The sequence below is a fragment of the Streptomyces sp. NPDC050085 genome, from assembly GCF_044460595.1.
Taxonomy (GTDB): Bacteria; Actinomycetota; Actinomycetes; order Streptomycetales; family Streptomycetaceae; genus Streptomyces.
Map to the genome: position 1 here is coordinate 241506 of NZ_JBITJZ010000006.1, position 17885 is coordinate 259390.

The 17885-nt window shown below is 71.6% G+C and carries 15 protein-coding genes; 10 read left to right on the top strand and 5 right to left on the bottom strand.

The genetic code is table 11. The features are described 5' to 3' along the window. Positions 1–23 precede the first annotated feature (23 nt). The 7 genes from ACIBUY_RS24175 (at position 24) to ACIBUY_RS24205 (ending at position 11409) form a co-directional block, all read left to right on the top strand. Entirely contained in the window at positions 24–1826 is a 1803-nt protein-coding gene (locus ACIBUY_RS24175; RefSeq protein WP_399153656.1) for an acyl-CoA dehydrogenase, read from the top strand. Next, entirely contained in the window at positions 1826–3217 is a 1392-nt protein-coding gene (locus ACIBUY_RS24180; RefSeq protein WP_399153657.1) for an amidase, read from the top strand. The genes ACIBUY_RS24175 and ACIBUY_RS24180 overlap by 1 nt, the downstream gene beginning before the upstream one ends. A 163-nt stretch (positions 3218–3380) precedes the next feature. Further along, entirely contained in the window at positions 3381–4946 is a 1566-nt protein-coding gene (locus tag ACIBUY_RS24185) for an ABC transporter substrate-binding protein (protein ID WP_399153658.1), read from the top strand. A 62-nt stretch (positions 4947–5008) separates the two neighbouring features. Then, the gene (locus ACIBUY_RS24190; protein ID WP_399153659.1) at positions 5009–6013 is read left to right on the top strand and encodes an ABC transporter permease; all 1005 of its coding nucleotides are present in this window, start codon (positions 5009–5011) and stop codon (positions 6011–6013) included. Next, positions 6010–7848, top strand: coding sequence for a dipeptide/oligopeptide/nickel ABC transporter permease/ATP-binding protein (locus ACIBUY_RS24195; protein ID WP_399153660.1), 1839 nt, complete (start codon positions 6010–6012; stop codon positions 7846–7848). Before ACIBUY_RS24190 ends, ACIBUY_RS24195 begins: the two co-directional genes overlap by 4 nt. Further along, entirely contained in the window at positions 7845–8612 is a 768-nt protein-coding gene (locus ACIBUY_RS24200) for an ATP-binding cassette domain-containing protein (protein WP_399153661.1), read from the top strand. The genes ACIBUY_RS24195 and ACIBUY_RS24200 overlap by 4 nt, the downstream gene beginning before the upstream one ends. A 55-nt stretch (positions 8613–8667) precedes the next feature. After that, on the top strand, positions 8668–11409 hold the full coding sequence (locus ACIBUY_RS24205; RefSeq protein ID WP_399153662.1) for a LuxR C-terminal-related transcriptional regulator: 2742 nt from the start codon (positions 8668–8670) through the stop codon (positions 11407–11409). Between the two features lie 111 nt (positions 11410–11520). On the opposite strand, the gene ACIBUY_RS24210 is transcribed toward ACIBUY_RS24205, so the two are convergent. From ACIBUY_RS24210 to ACIBUY_RS24225, 4 genes are all read right to left on the bottom strand, one after another. Then, positions 11521–13239 (bottom strand): putative Ig domain-containing protein, encoded by a 1719-nt coding sequence (locus tag ACIBUY_RS24210; RefSeq protein WP_399153663.1) that lies wholly within the window; start codon positions 13237–13239, stop codon positions 11521–11523. 233 nt (positions 13240–13472) lie between these two features. Next, the gene (locus ACIBUY_RS24215; RefSeq protein ID WP_399153664.1) at positions 13473–13727 is read right to left on the bottom strand and encodes a hypothetical protein; all 255 of its coding nucleotides are present in this window, start codon (positions 13725–13727) and stop codon (positions 13473–13475) included. Positions 13728–13861: 134 nt separating this feature from the next. Beyond that, entirely contained in the window at positions 13862–14278 is a 417-nt protein-coding gene (locus tag ACIBUY_RS24220; protein WP_365565717.1) for an SMR family transporter, read from the bottom strand. A gap of 49 nt (positions 14279–14327) precedes the next feature. Then, a complete protein-coding gene (locus tag ACIBUY_RS24225; RefSeq protein ID WP_399153665.1) occupies positions 14328–14648 on the bottom strand; it encodes a DMT family transporter in 321 nt (106 codons plus the stop codon). Positions 14649–14843: 195 nt separating this feature from the next. Here ACIBUY_RS24225 and ACIBUY_RS24230 point away from each other — a divergent pair, with 195 nt between their 5' ends. The 3 genes from ACIBUY_RS24230 to ACIBUY_RS24240 all read left to right on the top strand — a co-directional run bounded on the left by ACIBUY_RS24230 (position 14844) and on the right by ACIBUY_RS24240 (position 16852). Next, positions 14844–15293, top strand: coding sequence for a MarR family winged helix-turn-helix transcriptional regulator (locus ACIBUY_RS24230; protein WP_399153666.1), 450 nt, complete (start codon positions 14844–14846; stop codon positions 15291–15293). A 280-nt stretch (positions 15294–15573) separates the two neighbouring features. Further along, positions 15574–16026, top strand: coding sequence for a hypothetical protein (locus tag ACIBUY_RS24235; RefSeq protein ID WP_365565724.1), 453 nt, complete (start codon positions 15574–15576; stop codon positions 16024–16026). A 109-nt stretch (positions 16027–16135) separates the two neighbouring features. Further along, positions 16136–16852: a class F sortase gene (locus ACIBUY_RS24240; protein ID WP_399153667.1), complete on the top strand. Its 717-nt coding sequence runs from the start codon at positions 16136–16138 to the stop codon at positions 16850–16852. A 41-nt stretch (positions 16853–16893) separates the two neighbouring features. Here ACIBUY_RS24240 and ACIBUY_RS24245 read toward each other — a convergent pair whose 3' ends face one another. Continuing rightward, the gene (locus tag ACIBUY_RS24245; protein WP_365565773.1) at positions 16894–17820 is read right to left on the bottom strand and encodes an endo-beta-N-acetylglucosaminidase H; all 927 of its coding nucleotides are present in this window, start codon (positions 17818–17820) and stop codon (positions 16894–16896) included. Positions 17821–17885 lie beyond the last annotated feature (65 nt).

The following is a 17885-nucleotide window of genomic DNA, read 5'->3' on the forward strand; positions in this document are numbered from 1 at the left end:
GACCCACATCGACGGGGATCCCCTTGAGCCACTACCGCAGCAACCTGCGCGATCTTCAGTTCAACCTGTTCGAGGTGCTCGGCCTGGACGGCCGCCTCGGCGCCGAGCCGTTCGAGGACATCGACGGCGACACGGCCCGTGCGATCCTCGCCCAGGTCGAGCAGCTGGCCGTCGGGCCGGTGGCCGCGTCGTTCACCGACGGGGACCGCAATCCGCCGGTCTACGACCCGAAGACCTGCTCGGTCACCATGCCGGAGGCGTTCCGCCGCAGCTACGAGGCCTACATGGACGCCGAGTGGTGGCGCCTCGACCTGCCCGTCGAGGCCGGCGGCACCCGGGCGCCGCGCTCGCTGTGGTGGGCCGTCATCGAGCTGATCCAGGGCGCGCACGCCCCGGTGTACATGTACGGCAGCGGCCCCGGGTTCGCCGGTCTGCTGCACCGGCTCGGGACGCCCGAGCAGACACGGATCGGCGACCTCATGATCGAACGCCGCTGGGGCGCCTCGATGGTGCTGACCGAGCCGGACGCCGGGTCCGACGTCGGCGCGGGCCGCACGAGGGCGGTGCAACAGCCCGACGGCAGCTGGCACATCGAGGGCGTCAAGCGCTTCATCACCTCGGGCGAGCACGACATGGCCGAGAACATCGTGCACTTCGTGCTGGCCAGGCCCCAGGGTGCGGCAGCCGGCACGAAGGGCCTGTCGCTGTTCCTGGTGCCCAAGTTCCACTTCGACCCCGACAGCGGTGAACTCGGCGCGCGCAACGGGGTGTTCGCGACCAACGTCGAGAAGAAGATGGGCCTGAAGGTCTCCACCACGTGCGAGCTGACGTTCGGCGCGGACGCACCGGCCGTCGGCGTGCTGCTGGGCGGCGCGCACGACGGCATCGCCCAGATGTTCCACGTGATCGAATCGGCCCGCATGCAGGTCGGCGTCAAGGCCATCGCCACGCTCTCCACCGGCTATCTGCACGCGCTCGACCACGCCCGCACCCGGGTCCAGGGCCCTGATCTCACCCGGTCCGGCGACAAGACCGCACCCCGGGTCACCATCGACCAACACCCGGACGTGCGCCGCATGCTGATGCTACAGAAGGCGTACGCGGAGGGTCTGCGCGCGGTCTACCTCTACACCGCCGACCAGCTCGACCGGGGCCGGGACCCGAAGGCCGCGGCGGGCATGAACGACCTGCTGCTGCCGATCGTCAAGGGCGTCGGCTCCGAGCGGTCCTACGAGCAACTCGCCCTGTCCCTGCAGACGTTCGGCGGCTCCGGCTATCTGCAGGACCACCCGCTGGAGCAGTACGTGCGGGACGTCAAGATCGACTCGCTGTACGAGGGCACGACCGGCATCCAGGGCCTGGACTTCTTCTTCCGGAAGATATCCAGGGACGGCGGAGCGACGCTCGCCCTCCTGACCCGGGAGATCGAGGAGTTCCTCGACTCGATCGCGTCGGAGGGCCGCCTCAAGACCGAACGGTCCCAGGTCCGCGCCGCCCTCGCCGAGGTCCGCTCCATGGTCGACGTGATGCTGGCCTGGCAGCTCGACGCGGGCGAGCGCCCCGACGAGGTCTACAAGATCGGCCAGAACACCACGCGGCTCCTGCTGAGCGTCGGCGACCTGCTCATCGGCCATCTGCTGCTGCGCCAGGCGTCGGTGGCCCTGGCCGCCCTCGACGGCGGCTCGGCGGAAACCGGCTTCTACACCGGCAAGGTCGCCGCCGCCCGCTTCTTCACCACGACGGTCCTGCCCGAACTGGCCGCCCGCCGTGCCGTCCTCGAGCAGACCGACAACCACCTGATGGACCTGCCGGACGGGGCCTTGTGATGCACGGGCTGAGCGCGCTGCAACAGGCCGCCGCGATCCGCGCCGGTGAACTGGGCCCGGTGGAACTGGTCGAGCACTACCTCGACCGCATCGAGCGGCTCAACGGCCGGGTCGGGGCGTTCTCCCACGTCGCCGCCGACCGGGCCCGGGCCGCTGCCGCCGCCGCACAGAAGCGGATCGGCGAGCCCGATCTGCCGCCCCTGTTCGGCGTGCCCACCGCGATCAAGGACATCACCGGCACGAGCGACATGCCGACGAGCTTCGGCTCGGCCGCCTTCAAGGACTTCACGCCGCCGGTCGAGGCCCATCTGGTCCGGCTGCTGCGCGAGGCGGGCACGATCAGCCTCGGCAAGCTCAACTCCGCCGAGTTCGGGCTCTCCGCGTACTCGGACACGTACGCCGGATCGTCCCGTACGCCCTGGGACCTCACCCGCAGTGCGGGCGGATCCAGCGGCGGCTCGGGTGCGGCGGTCGCCGCCGGTCTGGTCCCCTTCGCCCACGGCAACGACGCCGGCGGGTCCATCCGGATCCCGGCGAGCGTCTGCGGGGTCTTCGGGTTCAAGCCCTCCCGGGGCCGCGTCAGCAACGGGCCCCTCGCCCACGACCCGGTCATCCAGCTCTGCCAGGGCCCGCTGTCGCGGACCGTCGCCGACGCCGCGGCGCTGCTCGACGCGATGGCGGGTCCGGTGCCGGGCGACCTGTTCTGGGCGCCGCCGCTCCCGGCCGGCGAGACCTTCCTCGACCGGGCGGGGCGCGAGCCGGGGAAGCTGCGCATCGGGCGGTTCATCGACCCGGGAAGCTCCGAGGTCGACGTACACCCGGAGGTCCGGGAGGCGTACGAGCAGGCGACCGGGCTCCTGGTCGCCCTCGGCCACGACGTCGAGGACATCGCCGCGCCCTTCGGCCCGGCCATGGTCGAGGAGTTCACGGACGTGTGGTCCGTACGCGCGCTGCGCATCCCCGTGGCGGACGAGGAACTCCTGCTGCCGCTGACCCGGCACTGGCGGGCGCGCGGACGGGCCGTCGACTCGGAGCGGTTCCTCAACGCACTGCAGGACATCCAACTCCGCGGCGCACAGGCGATGGTCACCACCCACCGGTTCGACGCCGTCCTGTCCCCCACCGGAGCCCTGCCCCCGCAGCGGCCCGAGTGGTTCAAGGAGCTCGGCGCGGAGACCGACCTGAAACGCCAGTTCCTGGCCTTCCCCTATCCGGCGGTCCAGAACGTCACCGGCCAGCCCTCGGCGAACGTGCCGTTGCACTGGTCGAAGGACGGCCTGCCGATCGGCGTCATGCTGACCGGCCGGCTCGGCGAGGACGCGCAGTTGCTCTCGCTGTGCGCACAACTGGAGGCGGCCCGCCCGTGGGCAGGACGCCGGCCCGACCTCTGACGCACCCGCGTCCGACCCCACCGTCACGTACCGCAGGTCACATCACGCAGGTCACATCACGCAGGTCACCTCACGCAGGTCACCCACCGCACATCACGTACCGCACCGCCCTGTCATCCCCGATCCAGTGGTCGCGCGTTCGCGCAGTCCAGGAGGCTCCAACATGGCACGTGTTCCTCTCGTTCTCGGCGTCACCGGCGTGGTGCTCGGCCTCGCCGTCACGGGCTGTACGACGTCGACCGACTCCGGCGGCGGCAAGAGCGGCGACAAGACCCTCAAGGCCACCATCGCGACGTCCTCCGACCCGACCACCCTTGACCCCAACCTGGGCACGGTGGCGGCCGACTTCGTCTTCGCCCGCATGCTCAACGACCAACTGGTGCGCCGCGACGACAACGGCAGGATCATCGCCGGTATCGCCTCGGAGTGGACGTCGGGCCCGAAGTCCGCCGAGTTCACCCTCCGCCCGGACGCCACCTGCACCGACGGCACGAAGGTCACCGCTTCCGGGGTGGCCAAGGTGCTGACCCGGTTCGCCGACCCGGCGACCAGGGCGACCGCGGCGAGCCAGGTCTTCGGCGCGAACAACAAGGTCACCGCCACCGGCGACGACGCCTCCCGCAAGGTGAAGGTCACGCTCGACAAGCCCTGGTCCGACCTGCTCTACGGTCTGGCGCTGCCGCAGGCCGGCATCGTCTGCCCGTCGGCGCTCGACAACCCGGCACTGCTCAAGAGCGGCAAGAAGGGCGCGGGCACCGGCGCGTACTACGTCACGTCCGCCAAGCCCGGCACCGGGTACACGCTGACCGCGGTCAAGGGCTACAAGGGCTGGGCCGCGTACAAGAAGATGCCGCAGGGCACCGTGCCCGACGTCGTGGAGATGCCGGTCATCCAGTCCGAGTCCACGATGGCCAACAACCTCGTCGCGGGCACGCTCGACTACACGGGCTTCACCGGTCCGGAGACCGCCAGGTTCGTCGGGAACAACAAGTTCCACATCACCCCGGCGCCCATCGTCCGCATGATGGTCGTCTTCAACGAGCGCAAGGGTCACCCCGGCGCCGACGAGAAGATCCGCCGGGCGATCGCCCAGAGCCTGGACCGCACGGCGTTCAACAAGGCCGTCACCGGCGGCAGCGGCACGCTCATGACCAGCATCACCGACGGCAAGGTGCCGTGCGCCAACCAGGACGAGTCGCTGCTGGTCAAGGCCGACCCGGCCGCCGCCAAGGGCGTGCTCAAGAACGTGAAGATCAAGCTGGTCGGCACCAACAACGTCGCGAGCGGCGCGGGCAACGAGTACGTGCAGGCGGCGCTCAAGTCCGCGGGCGCCCAGGTGTCCCTGCGCAACGCCGACGCCGCGACCTGGGGCAAGGACGTCATCAGCAACCAGGGCGACTGGGACATCACCGTCCTGCCGAACCTCAACCTGACGAACCTGCTGACGACCCCGGCCAGCCTCTTCCTGGGCGCGGACCCGGCGAAGGGCGGACGCAACTTCCCCGGTGTCGACAACGCGGGCTTCGCCAAGGGCTTCGCCGCCGCGATGGCCACCACCGACCCCACCGCGAAGTGCGCCGCCTGGGGCGACGCCCAGAAGGCGCTGCTCGGCAAGGTCGACGTGGTCCCGCTGGCGACGGTGAACATCAACTACACCACCTCCGCCCGGATCGCCATCGCCTCGCCCGACGGTCTGCTCGCTCCGGAGACCGTCCGCATCGTCAAGTAGCACCCCCGGCCGGCCGGGGCGACGACGCCCCGGCCGGCTTCTTCTCCCAGGTGAGGAGAGTCGTGGAGACTCTGATCGCAACGCCCCGGGCGGCTGCGCCCCAAACAGCCGCCTCCCCCTGGCCACGGTTCCTGCTCGGCCGCCTTGCCGGTCTCGCGGCTGTTCTCGTCCTGCTGGTCGTCGGCACGTTCCTGATCGTCCAGCTGATCCCGGGCGACCCGGCCCAGGTGATGGCCGGACCCGACGCCGCCCCGTCCCAGATCGCCCTGACCCGGCACCAACTGGGCCTGGACAAGCCATTGTTGACCCAGTTCGCGGACTACGCGGGCGGGCTGCTGCACGGTGATCTCGGCACCTCGTTCAGCAGCGGGCAGCCCGTCTCGGAGGTCATCGCCGACCGGCTTCCGTTCACCGCGCAGATCGCGTTCCTGGCGGTGCTGATCGCGCTGCTCGTGAGCATCCCGCTGGGGATGGCGGTCGCGGTGGCCTGCCGGGGCGAGCGCCGCAGGGCGCTGGACACCGCGTTCACCACGGTGACCTCGGTCCTGGGCTCGATCCCCGAGTTCGTCCTCGCGACCCTGCTCATCATGCTCTTCGCGATCAAGCTCCGGATGTTCCCGCCGTCGGGCGCCGCCACCCTCGACTCGATGGTCCTGCCGGTCCTCGCGCTGACGATCGCCCCGATCTGCACCCTGGCCCGCGTGGTCCGGCGCGAGACCGCGACCGTCCTCGCCATGGACTACATGCGCACCGCCCGCGGCCACCGCCTCACCGCGCTGCGCCTGTACGCACGGCACGCCCTGCCCAATCTGATGACGAGCACGCTGACGCTGGGCGGCCTGGTGCTCACCGGTCTGCTCGGCGGCGCCGTCATCGTGGAGTTCGTCTTCGCCTGGCCGGGCCTCGGCACGGGTGTCCTCGACGCCATCGGCAAGCGCGACTACCCGGTGATCCAGGGCGTCGTGCTGGTCCTCGGCATCCTCGCCACCCTCCTCAACCTCCTCGTGGACGTCGTGCTCGGCCTCCTAGACCCCCGCAGCCTCCGCGGAAAGGCGGGCGACGCATGATGCAGCAGGTGCGCCGGTCCCCGGCGCTGATGCTCGGCCTCGCAGGCCTCGCGCTCTTCGTGGTGATCGGTGTCGTCGCCCCGTTCGTCTGGGGCGACCGCGCCGAAACCCTCACCGGCCAGACCCACTTGACGGCCTCGGGCGCGCACTGGTTCGGCACCGACGCGCTCGGCCGGGACATCTTCGCGCGGACGATGGTCGCGACCCGGCTGACGCTGCTGATGTGCGTGGCCACGACGGCCGTCGCCGCGGTCGGCGGCATCGGGTTCGGTGCCGCGATCTGGGTGGCCGGGCCGCGGGTCCGCGCGCTCGGACAGCGGCTCATCGACGTCCTGATCTCCTACCCGAGCGTCATCTTCGCCCTGGCCCTCGTCGCCGTCCTCGGCCCTGGAGTGCGTACGTCGATCGTCGCGATCGGACTGGCGACGTGCCCGGCGTTCGCCCGGCTCACCACGAACCTCGCGGCGTCCGTCGCGGGGCGGGACTTCGTCTCGACCGCCCGACTGCTCGGGGTCTCCCCCGGCCGGCTGCTGCGCCGCCACGTCCTGCCCAACATCGCGGAGCCGCTGCTCGTCCTCCTCTCCGTTGCCTTCACCATCTCCCTCAAGGCACTGTCCGGCCTGTCGTTCCTCGGCGTCGGTGTCCAACCCCCGGACTACGACTGGGGATCGGTCCTCAACAAGGGCCTGGAGGGCATCTACCTCAACCCGTGGCCGGCGCTCGGCCCCTCCCTCGTGATCCTTCTCGCCGGGCTCGCGGGCGGGCTCGTCGGCGACGGGCTCGCCGCCACGGTCACGCCCGAGGCCCGTGGCCGACGCGGCTACCGGGCGAAGGTCGAGGCGCTCACCGCGGCTCCCCGAAGTGGCGACGCGCTCGCCGTCGCGGACCGGCTGAGCGTGCTGCTGCCGGACGGCACCCGTCTGGTCGACGACGTGTCCTTCACCATCGCACCGGGCGAAGTCCTCGGCCTGGTGGGCGAGTCGGGCTCGGGCAAGAGCCTCACCGCGATGGCCCTGGCCCAGTTGCTGCCCGAGGAGCTCACCGCGCAGGCCGCCGCGCTCCGGGTCGGCGACCTCGACCTCACCGGCACACCACCGGCAGGACGTCTGGCCACCGAGATCGGCATCGTCTACCAGGACCCGTCGGTGTCGTTCAATCCGACGCTCAAGCTCGGCGGCCAGCTCACCGAGGTGCTGCGCACCCATGGGCGTACGTCCGGCAGAGCTGCCGCGCAGCAGGCCGCGGCCCAACTCGCCGCGGCCCGGGTCACGTTGCCCGAGCAACGCCTCAAGCAATACCCGCACGAGCTGTCCGGCGGCATGCGCCAGCGCGCCATGACCGCCTCCGCGCTGCTGACCTCGCCCAAGCTGCTCATCGCGGACGAGCCCACCACCGCGCTGGACGTCACGGTCCAGGCGGAGGTCCTCGGTCTGCTCCGCGAGGCCAACGAGCGGGACGGCACCTCCCTCCTGCTCATCTCGCACGACGTCGGCGTCATCTCCGCCGTCTGCGACCGGGTCGTCGTCATGTACGCGGGCCGGATCGTCGAGACGCTGCCCATCGAGCGGCTGCGCGCCGGTGACGCCGACCACCCCTACACCCGGGCCCTGCTCGCCGCGACGACCACGCTCCACTCCCCCGTCGACGAACCCCTGGCCTCGATACCCGGGCGGCCGCCCGCCCCGGCGAACCGCCCGGCGGGCTGCGCCTTCGCACCGCGCTGCCCGCTGGCCCGGCAGCAGTGCCACGACACGCGGCCGGACCTGACGACCACCACGGGCGCGAGCGCCGCCGCCTGCCACGCGCTCGACTGGGACGAGGAGGGTGTCGCATGACCGCCCCGGTACTGGAAGTACGGGACCTGGACGTCGCGTTCGGCAAGCACCACGTGCTGAAGCAGGTCAGCCTGCGGGTGCCCCGTGGGCGCACCCTCGGTCTGGTGGGCGAGTCGGGCTCGGGCAAGTCGACGCTCGCCAAGGCCGTCGTCGGCCTGGTCAGGCCGGTGGGCGGGCAGATCCTGCTGGACGGGGTGGACCTCGCCCACGCCAAGCGGTCCGTGGCGCAGCGCCGCCGGGTGCAGCTGATCCCCCAGGACCCGTACGCGTCGCTGAACCCGCGCATGACCATCGGCGAGACCCTGGCCGAGGCGCTCGACCCGCGGCGCGCGGACGTCAGGGCGCACCGGCCGGAGATCGAGGCCCTGCTCAACCGCGTGGCACTCGACGGCGAGGCCGCCTCCCGCTACCCGCAGGCATTCTCCGGCGGGCAGCGCCAGCGGATCGCCGTGGCGCGTGCTCTCGCGGTCCGGCCCGCGCTGATCATCGCCGACGAGGTGACCTCGGCCCTGGACACCTCCGTACAGGCCGAAGTGCTGGGCGTGCTGCGGGAATTGCGCCGCGAACTCGACCTGACGATGCTCTTCATCTCCCACGACCTGGCCGTGGTCCGGTACGTCTGTGACGACGTGGCGGTGCTCCAGCACGGCACGCTGGTCGAAGTCGCCGCACGGGACGCCTTGTTCACCGCCCCGCGGCACGCCTACACCCGGCTGCTGCTGGACAGCGTCCCGGACGGGGGGCCACTGCGCACCACCGGCTGAGGCGTCCCGGCTGCGCGGGGTTGATGCCGCTCCCCCGGATTCGTACATTCGCTGGATGTCGGCAGACAGAGCACGCTCGGACGGCACCGGGGACGCGTTGTTGTGGCCGTCGTTCACCACGCGTCTGCGGGAGGTGAACGACGCTCTGGCGGGGTGCGGCCACGTCGCGATCTCCGGCACGTGGGGCAGCGGGCGCAGCACCCTGCTCGCCGCGGTCGCGCGGTCGGCCCCGCCGTCGGTACGCGTGCTGCGGCTGACGCCCGGCCCTGGTGACGAGCGGTATCCGCTGGGCGCGCTGGCCCAGTTGCTCGCGCCGCTGGCGCGCGCGGTGGACTCCCTGCCGACCGCGCATGCCGCGCGGTTGCGCGAGGTGGTGGACCGTCCCGGCACCGCGCCCGCCGACCGGCCGGCGCTGCGTACGGCGCTCGCCGAGTTGTTCGGGGCGGGGCCGGGGACGTGGCTGGTCACGGTGGACGACGCGCAGTGGCTCGACGAGGTGAGCGCGGCGGTGCTGTTCGGCGCGGTGCGGGCCGTCGACGCCGGACGGGTGCAGACGGCGGTCGCGCGGCAGACGGCGTGGGCGGGGGCGAGCCGGGACGGCGGCGCGTTCGACCACGTCCCGAGGGTGCGTCTGGGCCTGCTCACGCTGGAGGAGACGATCGCCTTCGTGCAGGACCGCGGCGTTCGCGTCGGCCGGGGCCCGGCGATCCATCGGGCCTGCGGCGGTCATCCGTTGCTCGTACGCGCACTCGTCGACGGCCGGGCGGGAACGGCGCCGCTCACCGGGCTGACCGGTGAACTCCCTCCGGACGTGGGTGAGTTGTGCGAGTCCTGGCTGGCCTCGGTGCCGCGGCCCGTCCGTACGGCGCTGACGCCGCTCGCCCTGGCAGAGCAGCCGACCCGCCTCCACATCCGCCGCACCTGGCCGGCTCTCGACGAACGGCACATCGCCGACGCCCTCGCGGCCGGACTGCTGCGCCCGCTGCCGGGCGACCGCGTCGGCTTCGCCGCCGACCTGGTGCGCCGCCATGCCGCGGCGGCGATCTCCGGGGATGAACGCGCCGCCGCGCACCGCGCTCTGGCCGCCACGGCCACGGACCCCGTACTCGCGGCACGGCACGAACTGCTGTCCGCCGACCGGCCCACGCCACAGCAGCTGAACCGGGCCGACGACGCGGCCCGCACCGCGCGCGAGGGTGGCGATCCGGCGCTGGCCGCCGACATCCTGCTGGCCGCGGCGCGGCGCACGCCGTCCGCCCAACGGGGCCGCCACCTGGGCAGGTTGACCTCGGCGGCCCTGGACGCGGGCGCCGCCGGCCGGGCCGACCTGGCGCTCGGCGCCGCCCGTGCGCTGGCGGAGGCCCGGGCCGGCACCGAAGAGGTCGTCGCGCTGCTCGCCGCCGTCGACGCCAGCGGCCAGGACCTCGCCGCGATGGATCAACTCCTGGTGCGTGCACGCCACTTGGCCCGCTCAAGACCTGCCCTGCTCGCCGCGATCGACATGCGCAGCGCCATCCGCCACAATCTCGCGGGCCGGCCGCGACAGGCCCGGCAGGACGCACAGCGCGCGGTCCGCGCGGCCCGGCAGGCACACCGGCCGGATCTCGCGGCCGCGGCCCTGACCATGCAGGCCCGCATCGAGCGCATCACCGCCCACCCCTCGGCGTCCGGCACGCTGCACGAGGCCCTCGCCCTCGCCACGGGTCAGGCACATCTGGCTGTGCGCGAGACGCCTCAGTACCTGGCCTGCCGGCATGCGTTCTACGACGACCGTCTCGACGTGGCGGAGACCACGCTGCACGAACTGCTCGTGGCCGCGGAGGCGTCAGGATCGGCCGAGGACCTGCAGGAAGTCCTGCGCAGCCTGGCCGAGTTGAATGCGCGGCGCGGCGTCGGCCCGCGCGCCGTGCACTTCGGTGAGCGGGCGCTCGAGGTGAGCCGTGACGTGGGCCTGTCGCTCGGCCCCGCCTGGTACAGCCGGGCCCTCGCCGCGCTGTGCGGCACGTCGTTCACGGAGGCCGCGCGCTTCGCCCGCCTGGGCGAGGCCGCGTCGCGCGAGGTGGACGACCAGGTGTTCACCTCCCGCAACGTCTTCGTGCAGGGCCTGGTGGACCTGGTCACGGGACGTCCCGCACGAGCCGTCGATCAACTGCACCGGGTGGCGGACCTGGAACAGCGGCAGGGCGTTCGCGACGTCTGCATGCTGCGCTGGCATCCGGAACTCGTGGAGGCACTTGCCCTGGCGGGCCACGGCGCACAGGCGCAGGAGACGCTGGTCCGCCACCGCGACGCGGCGGGTCCGCGGGAGCTGGCCACCGGCTGGGGAGCCGGACTGCTGCGCGCCGAGGCGGTGCTGCACGCGCAGACGAAGGACCATCGGCGGGCGGCCGAACTCCTGGAGCGGGCCGCGGAGCAGTTCGGCGGGCTCGGTCTCACCCTGGACCGGGCCCGGACGTATCTGGCGCTGTCCCGCACACAGCGGGCCTGCCGGCACTACGCGGCCGCCCGCCGGACGGCCGAGCGGGCCGCCGGACTGTTCGACGCGGGTGGGGCCGCGCACTGGGCGGCCCTGTGCGTCCCCACGCGTCCGGCCCCGGACGAGCGAGGAGCTGAAGGGTCGCTGACCGAGGCGGAGACCGTGATGGCGGACGCGGTCCTGCGCGGGGCGTCCAACAAGGAGATCGCCCAGGAGCTGTTCGTCTCGGTGAAGACGGTCGAGGCCACGCTCAGCCGCCTGTACCGCAAGCTCGACGTGCGTTCGCGCAGCCAGCTGGCCGCGCTGCTGCGCCCCGCGTGAGCGGGTGCGCGCGTGACAGGCGAGGCGGGCGAGAGAGGCCTGGGGAGAGGCGTCTCTCGCCCGCCGTATCAGTACGCCCGCCGTATCAGTGCGGACGACGGCGGCATCCGGTCAGCTGAACACGCTCCAAGTGACCTGTACCGAGGCGCTCTTGCCCGCCGCGTCGGTGACGGTGATGCGGCTGTTGGCCAGCCCCCAGGTGCGGGGCGTCCCGGAGATCACGCCGCTCGACGCGTCGATGGCGAGGCCCGCGGGCAGGCCCGTCGCCGAGAAGGTACGTGCTCCGGTTCCGCCGGTGGCGCGCAGTGCGAGGGAGACGGCCTTGCCGATGTACACGGTCTGCGTCCCGGGGTCGGTGAGCGCCAGGGTTCCCCCGCCGCTGTCCCCGACGGTCCAACTGAAGCCGGTGCTGCCCGACTTGCCCGCCGCGTCCGTCGCCGTGACGGTGACGTTGTTCGTCCCGGCGGTCGTCGTGGTGCCGCTGATGGTCCCTGACGTCTTGTCGATCGACAGCCCCGCGGGCAGGGAGCTCGCCGTCCACGCATAGGGAGCGGTGCCTCCCTGAGCGCTGTTGGGCAGGGAGACGTGCTGCCCGACGGTGCTGCTCTGCGGGCCGACGGCGGTGACCGTGACGGCGCCGGGCTGCGGATCGCCGGTGGCCAGACTCAGCCCCCACTTCTGCAGGGCCTCACCGACCGGCTGGAAGATGGTGTTGGTCTCGCCGCTCTGTCCGCAGACGACGCTGCCGCCGCCCGAGTGCAGTCCGACGGCCTTGCCGCCGGTGGCCGTCACGTAGGAACCGCCGGAATCCCCGCCCGCCGAGCAGGTGTTGGTCCAGGACAGGCCGTCGATGACGACGTTGCCGTAGTCGACGGTCTGGTTGACCTTGGTGATCTCACCGCAGTGCCAGCCGCTGGTCTGTCCCGAGTGGCACACGGTCTGCCCGACGAGTCCCTCGGCGGACCCGGTGACGCTCACGTCCCCGCTCCCGTAGCCCGCGACCGTCGGGGACACGTTCCATCCGCTCTGGTCGACGTCCACCAGACCGAAGTCGCCTTCGCGGGCGTTGATGCTGTGGGTGCCGCCGACGTTCGACGTACCGAGGCGGCTGCCGTCCTTGCCGTAGGCCGCCTGGTTCACGTCGTTGGTGCAGTGCCCGGCGGTGAGGAACCCCTTGGCTCCGGCGGCCCCTGTGACGGAGAACCCTATGGAGCACGGGCTTTCGCTCCCGGGTGTCCACTTCTCGCCCCCGACGACACTGCCCTGCTGCTGCCGCGGGGCATCGGAGGTCGAGGTGAGGTGGACCACGCGCCCGAGTTGCTCCATGCGGCGCACGAACGTCTCGGTACGCGCGGTGCGTTCGGCCCGGTCGATCACCACGGACACGCGGTCGCCGCGCACGTCGACGCCCCAACCGACCACGCCGGGGACGTTCCTGGCCTGGGCGGCCACCACGTCGCGCACGTCCCGGAGTTGGGCCGCGTCGTAGGGGACGTGATGCACGACGGCTCCGGCCAGGTCCGCGGCCCGCGCGTCGGCCGGCGAAGCAACAGCGGCGTTCAGGCGGCCGTCGGCGGGGTCGAACCACATGCCCGAGACGCGGTCGCCGAGCGTGCGGTTCAGCGTCGCGGCCACACTCGTTGCCCGGCTCTCCTGTGCGAGCCGGTGACGCGCCTGCTCGGAGGTCAGGTGCATGTCATTCTGCATCGCGCGAAGCAGGGCGGCGGGCGGCGACGCCGAGGGTTGGCCGCCCGGCGGCTGGTCGGCCGCGGTGGCGGTGGAGGCGCCGATGACCAGCACCGCCGCGGCACCGGCGAGCAGCGCCCGCACACGAACAGGGGAAGAGGGCCAGGGGCGTTGGAGGCCACGTCTCATGAGCTCACAGCCTTTCGCGAGGTGACGCCGTGGAGTCCGGCGTTCCCACACGGTTCCGTGAGCGGCCCCTCAAGGCATCGGGGGAAACCCTTGCGCGCAGCGGCCGCGGCACGCGACCGGCCCCGTGGCCCGCACGGAGCGGTCACGGGGCCGGACGGCGGATCCGGGGCGGCGGATCCGGTCGGCGCCTAATTGCGGTGGGCGGGCACGTGATCGGTTCCGGCGGGCATCTCCACGGTCTTGCTGTACTGCGAGTTGCTGTCCGTCGAGACGCCGCCGTCCATCTTCTGGGCGGGTATCGACTCGGTTCCGGCCGGGCGCTCGACGGTGCGCGCGCACCCCTGGCCCGGGGAGCTCGGCGAGTCGGACGCGTTGGCGACGGCGGCGGTCGCTCCGACGGTGATCAGCGCGAACGCGGCAACGGCTATGACCTTCTTCTTCATGGGCTACTCCGTGATCGTGAGCTGTTTCCCTGACTCCTCCATCCTCACAATCACCGCATTTGAGCAGTGTTTGGAGGATTCGCCCCAGGTGAGAAGCGGATGAGAAGACGCAGGGCCCACCGTGGCCACTGCCGTCACCGGGCCGGAGCCGACACGGCGTTCTCGACACCGGAACGCTCGGTCCTGTCCGCGAGCTTGAGCCAGACGACGCCGCCGATGATGACGCCGAGCCAGAGGGCCTGGGCGAGGGTCAGGCCCTCGTCGAAGAACGCGGGGCCGAGTGCCGCCGCTCCGGCCGCTCCGATTCCCGCCCACACGGCATAGCCGATGCCGACGTCGATGGTGCGCAGAGCGACGCTCAGCGCCCACAGGGTCAGGAGGAAGAACGCGACCGCGACGAGCGACCAGGTCAGGCGGGTGAAGCCATGACTGCCGCCGACGGACAGCGCGTAGCCGATCTCGAACACTCCGGCGAGGAGCAGCATGAGCCAGGAGTTGGCGGCGGCGCCGTTGGCACCCTTGCCGCTGTTCGTGCCACTGGTCGAAGACATGATGGGTGAGCCCTTTCGTAAGTGGTTTCAGAGGTTGGGGAGGCAAGGCTCAAGCGGCGCCGCTGAGTTGGAGCCCGACGACCCCGGCGATGATCGCCACGATGCCCAGCGCCTTGCGCCAGCCGAGGCGCTGACCGAAGACCGCGACGCCGAGGACGGTGATGCCGACGCCGGAGACCGAGGTCCACATCGCGTAACCGACGCCGACGTCGAAGGTGAGCAGGGCCCTGCTGAGGAAGTAGGTGCCGAGGGCGCCGCTGACGAGCGTGACGGCCGTCCACTTGCGGTGGGTGAAGCCTTCGGCCTTGCCGGCCGCGATGGCGACGCCGATCTCGAAGACCACGGCTACGGCGAGGTAGAGCCAGTGCATGGGAAGCCCTTTCGTCCATTCTGTCTTTGTTCTGTCTTTGTTCCGTCTCTTGCTCTGTCTTTTGGCTGCCTTTTATTGCTTGTACCTGCAACTACAAAAAGGCCGAGCAGTTCCCATGGAGCAGCTCGGGGAACGTCAGGAGCTTGCACGAGCATGTACTCTGCTGTCAACAAACGACTTCCGGAGGACGCATCCATGGCCACGTCACCCCTCGCGCCTTCGAGCACGTCGGACCACGCCGCGTGGGGCCGCATGCTCGCGGTGCACGCCCAGGTGGAGCGCGAGCTGGCGCTGGCCCTACAGCGCCGCCACGGCATCGGCCTCTCCGAGTTCCGCTCCCTGGAACACCTGCACCTCTCCGAGTCCAGCGAACTGCGCATGCAGGACCTGGCCGACAAGGTCGGCCTGGAACCCTCGTCCATCAGCCGCCTGGTGGGCCGCCTCGAGAAGTCCGGGTTCGCGTACAAGGACCTGTGCGCGGACGACAAGCGGGGCGTGTACGCGGTCATCACCGACGAGGGCAGTCGGCGCTACCGGGACGCGCGCGCCACCTACGCCGAGGCCCTCTCGTCCGCGCTCAACACCCTGGCCGCCGATCCCGAACTGGGCCCGGCCATCCAGGCGCTGCGCACCGCCAAGGGCTAGGCCCGGCGCAGGCACCATTTACTTGCACGGGCAAGTACGCCGGGCGTGGTCCCGCGGGAGTGGGGTGGGCCCCGTTCAGCGCACTGCCGTCCGGCTTCACCCGGCGGAACCACAAGCATGCGTGTGACCTGCACACATCGAGCAAACAGCTGATCAAGGGCGCACGGTCCGTGCCGGTGCGGCGCTGCGCGCCAGGGCGGGCGCGGTTTGTATCGGGACACGGCGGTCTGTCGACGGCGCAGTTGGTGCCGTGGCCGCTCCCGTTCTGGAGGAAGCCCTGATGCGTTCGCTGAAGATAGCCACCGGCACCGTCCTGGCCAGTACTGCGATCCTGTTCGCCGCGCCGATGGCCTCGGCGTCCGACACCCAGTGCGACCCGGCCACCGCGGCGGCGATGGAGGCGGAGTCGGCCTACAAGGCGGCCCTCGCCGACTACCAGAAGCAGATCGACGCGGGCGGACACCCGGGTACGGCCGAGCAGGACAACCTCGACCAGCTCAAGCAGAAGTCCGACTCCGCGGCCTCCCAGGCCCAGCGCGTGTGCGGTGACACGGTGACGAACCCGACCGCACCTGCCACGACGAAGCCGTCCGGCGCCATGCACACCGGTTCCGGCTCCACCAGCAGCGACCCCTCCCACGCGCCGGCCCTCGCCGCCGCGGGCGGCCTCGCCGTCGCGGGCGCCGCCGGGTTCGCCCTGCGCCGCCGCTCGCTCGGCAGCCGCCGCCACTGACCATCAGCGACCTGCGCCGCCCTGCCCGGGGACAGTCCGGCAGGGCGGCGCGCGGTACGCGAGGAAGATCTTGGGCGGACGGGCGGCGGGAACGAACAGGGGTCAGCACATGCACCGTTGGGGCACCGACGACGGTCTCCCGATCCGGGAGATCCAGCGCAGCGGCGACCCCCGGCGGGGCGGCGCCGGGCCGCGGCCGCGGATCAGGTGGCGCTTCCCCTGGGAACTGTGTCTGCTGCTCGCCGGCATCGCCGTCGCCCTCATGGCGGTTCTCGGCACCTCGCCCTCCGGACCGCCCCAGCCCGCCCGCGCACCCGCCGACAACGCGGTCGAGCAGGCCACCAGGGACGAACCCGCCGCTCCCCCGTTGCCCCCTTCCCCGCCGTTGCGCGTCACCGTGCCGGCCATCCACGTCGACGCGCCGCTGATGGGTCTCGCCCTGCAGGGCGACGGGCGACTCGCCGCCCCACCCGAGAACGACGCCGATCTGGCCGGTTGGTGGTCCAGTGGCCCCGCCCCGGGCGCCCAGGGCACCGCCATCATCGCCGGGCACGTCGACATCCCCACCGGCCCCGCCGCGTTCTACAACCTCGGCGCCCTCAAGCCGGGCATGCGGATCGACGTCGAGCGAGCGGATCGGCGTACCGCGCACTTCACCATCGACAGCGTCGACGTCTACGACGCGGACGCCTTCCCCGACGACAAGGTGTACGCCGACACCGGCCGCCCCGAACTGCGCCTGATCACCTGCGGCGGCGGCTTCGACAAGAAGCTTCAGCGCTACCGGGGCAATGTCGTCATCTCCGCCCATCTGACGCGGACTTGACCGGGATGCCCTGCTGAGGGCCGAGGGTCCGGCCGGTCGCGCTACGGCGTGTAGACGGCGTTCCTCCCGTACAACTCCCTGCTGAACGCGGAGACATCGGCGCTGCGATTCGCGCCGTCGAGGTTGTACGTCAGATACACGCCGTAGCCCTCACTGACGGTGCGGCGGGCGAGGTCGGCGACGGTGCTCTGCGGGGTCCCGCCGATCTCGACGGCCGCCGGTGACAGCTTGGACTTGGGCAGGGCGATGCCGGGGACCTGCCAGCTGCCGTAGTACGGGTTCCAGGCGTAGTCGAACTTCGACGTCACGTCGACTCCGCCGTACGAAAGGCGCGACGCGGCCGGGCCGATGTTGTAGAGGCTGATGATCTTGCCGGGCATGTTCGCGCGCAGCGCCGACACCAGGTACACGAACGAGCTGCTGTTGGGCTGGCCGGTGCCGTTGTTGCCGTACTCGGCGTACTCGTCGTCGAAGTCGATGCCGTCGAGACCGTACTTGGTCACGGTGTCCGACAGTTGCTTCGCGAACGCCGAAGCCGCCTGCTGGGACGGGAAGTTGGCGAAGCCCGCGCCCTGGTGGTTGCCGAGCACCGAGAGGACGACCTTGATGCCCTTCTGCTGCAACGGCCGTATCTGCGTGGCGGCGTTGTCGAGGACGCGCTGCACGTTCTCGTTGAAGTACAGGTACGCGGCCTTCGTGCCGGTGTTGTAGTTGATGTTCGCCGCGAAGATCACGGCGACGTCGAAGACGTTCTCGCCGCCGTTCGCGAGGGTGTACTTGCCGACGTTCAGCATGCTGTTGCTGTTCACCTCGACGTACGCCACCGAGGTGGGACCCTGTTTCGCCAGGGCGGGGGTGGCTGCCGCGCCGGTCGTCGTGGCCGTGGCGGTCGTGGCGAAGGTGAGGGTCGCGACGGCCGCGAGCGCGAGCGCGGCCGTCCGCAGTCTGCTCCGTACCCGAGTGAACATCATCGATCGGTCTCCCATCGCAGGGGTCGGCGCCCGACCTGTTCGAAAGCGCCGAGTGAGCCCTC

What these genes read in the sequence shown, in the direction of transcription:
- ACIBUY_RS24180 (WP_399153657.1), top strand. Translation starts at nt 1,826, where the DNA reads ATGCACGGGCTGAGCGCGCTGCAACAGGCCGCCGCGATCCGCGCCGGT.
- ACIBUY_RS24185 (WP_399153658.1), top strand. Translation starts at nt 3,381, where the DNA reads ATGGCACGTGTTCCTCTCGTTCTCGGCGTCACCGGCGTGGTGCTCGGC.
- ACIBUY_RS24195 (WP_399153660.1), top strand. Translation starts at nt 6,010, where the DNA reads ATGATGCAGCAGGTGCGCCGGTCCCCGGCGCTGATGCTCGGCCTCGCA.
- ACIBUY_RS24200 (WP_399153661.1), top strand. Translation starts at nt 7,845, where the DNA reads ATGACCGCCCCGGTACTGGAAGTACGGGACCTGGACGTCGCGTTCGGC.
- ACIBUY_RS24205 (WP_399153662.1), top strand. Translation starts at nt 8,668, where the DNA reads ATGTCGGCAGACAGAGCACGCTCGGACGGCACCGGGGACGCGTTGTTG.
- ACIBUY_RS24215 (WP_399153664.1), bottom strand. Translation starts at nt 13,727, where the DNA reads ATGAAGAAGAAGGTCATAGCCGTTGCCGCGTTCGCGCTGATCACCGTC.
- ACIBUY_RS24220 (WP_365565717.1), bottom strand. Translation starts at nt 14,278, where the DNA reads ATGTCTTCGACCAGTGGCACGAACAGCGGCAAGGGTGCCAACGGCGCC.
- ACIBUY_RS24225 (WP_399153665.1), bottom strand. Translation starts at nt 14,648, where the DNA reads ATGCACTGGCTCTACCTCGCCGTAGCCGTGGTCTTCGAGATCGGCGTC.
- ACIBUY_RS24230 (WP_399153666.1), top strand. Translation starts at nt 14,844, where the DNA reads ATGGCCACGTCACCCCTCGCGCCTTCGAGCACGTCGGACCACGCCGCG.
- ACIBUY_RS24235 (WP_365565724.1), top strand. Translation starts at nt 15,574, where the DNA reads ATGCGTTCGCTGAAGATAGCCACCGGCACCGTCCTGGCCAGTACTGCG.
- ACIBUY_RS24240 (WP_399153667.1), top strand. Translation starts at nt 16,136, where the DNA reads ATGCACCGTTGGGGCACCGACGACGGTCTCCCGATCCGGGAGATCCAG.
- ACIBUY_RS24245 (WP_365565773.1), bottom strand. Translation starts at nt 17,820, where the DNA reads ATGTTCACTCGGGTACGGAGCAGACTGCGGACGGCCGCGCTCGCGCTC.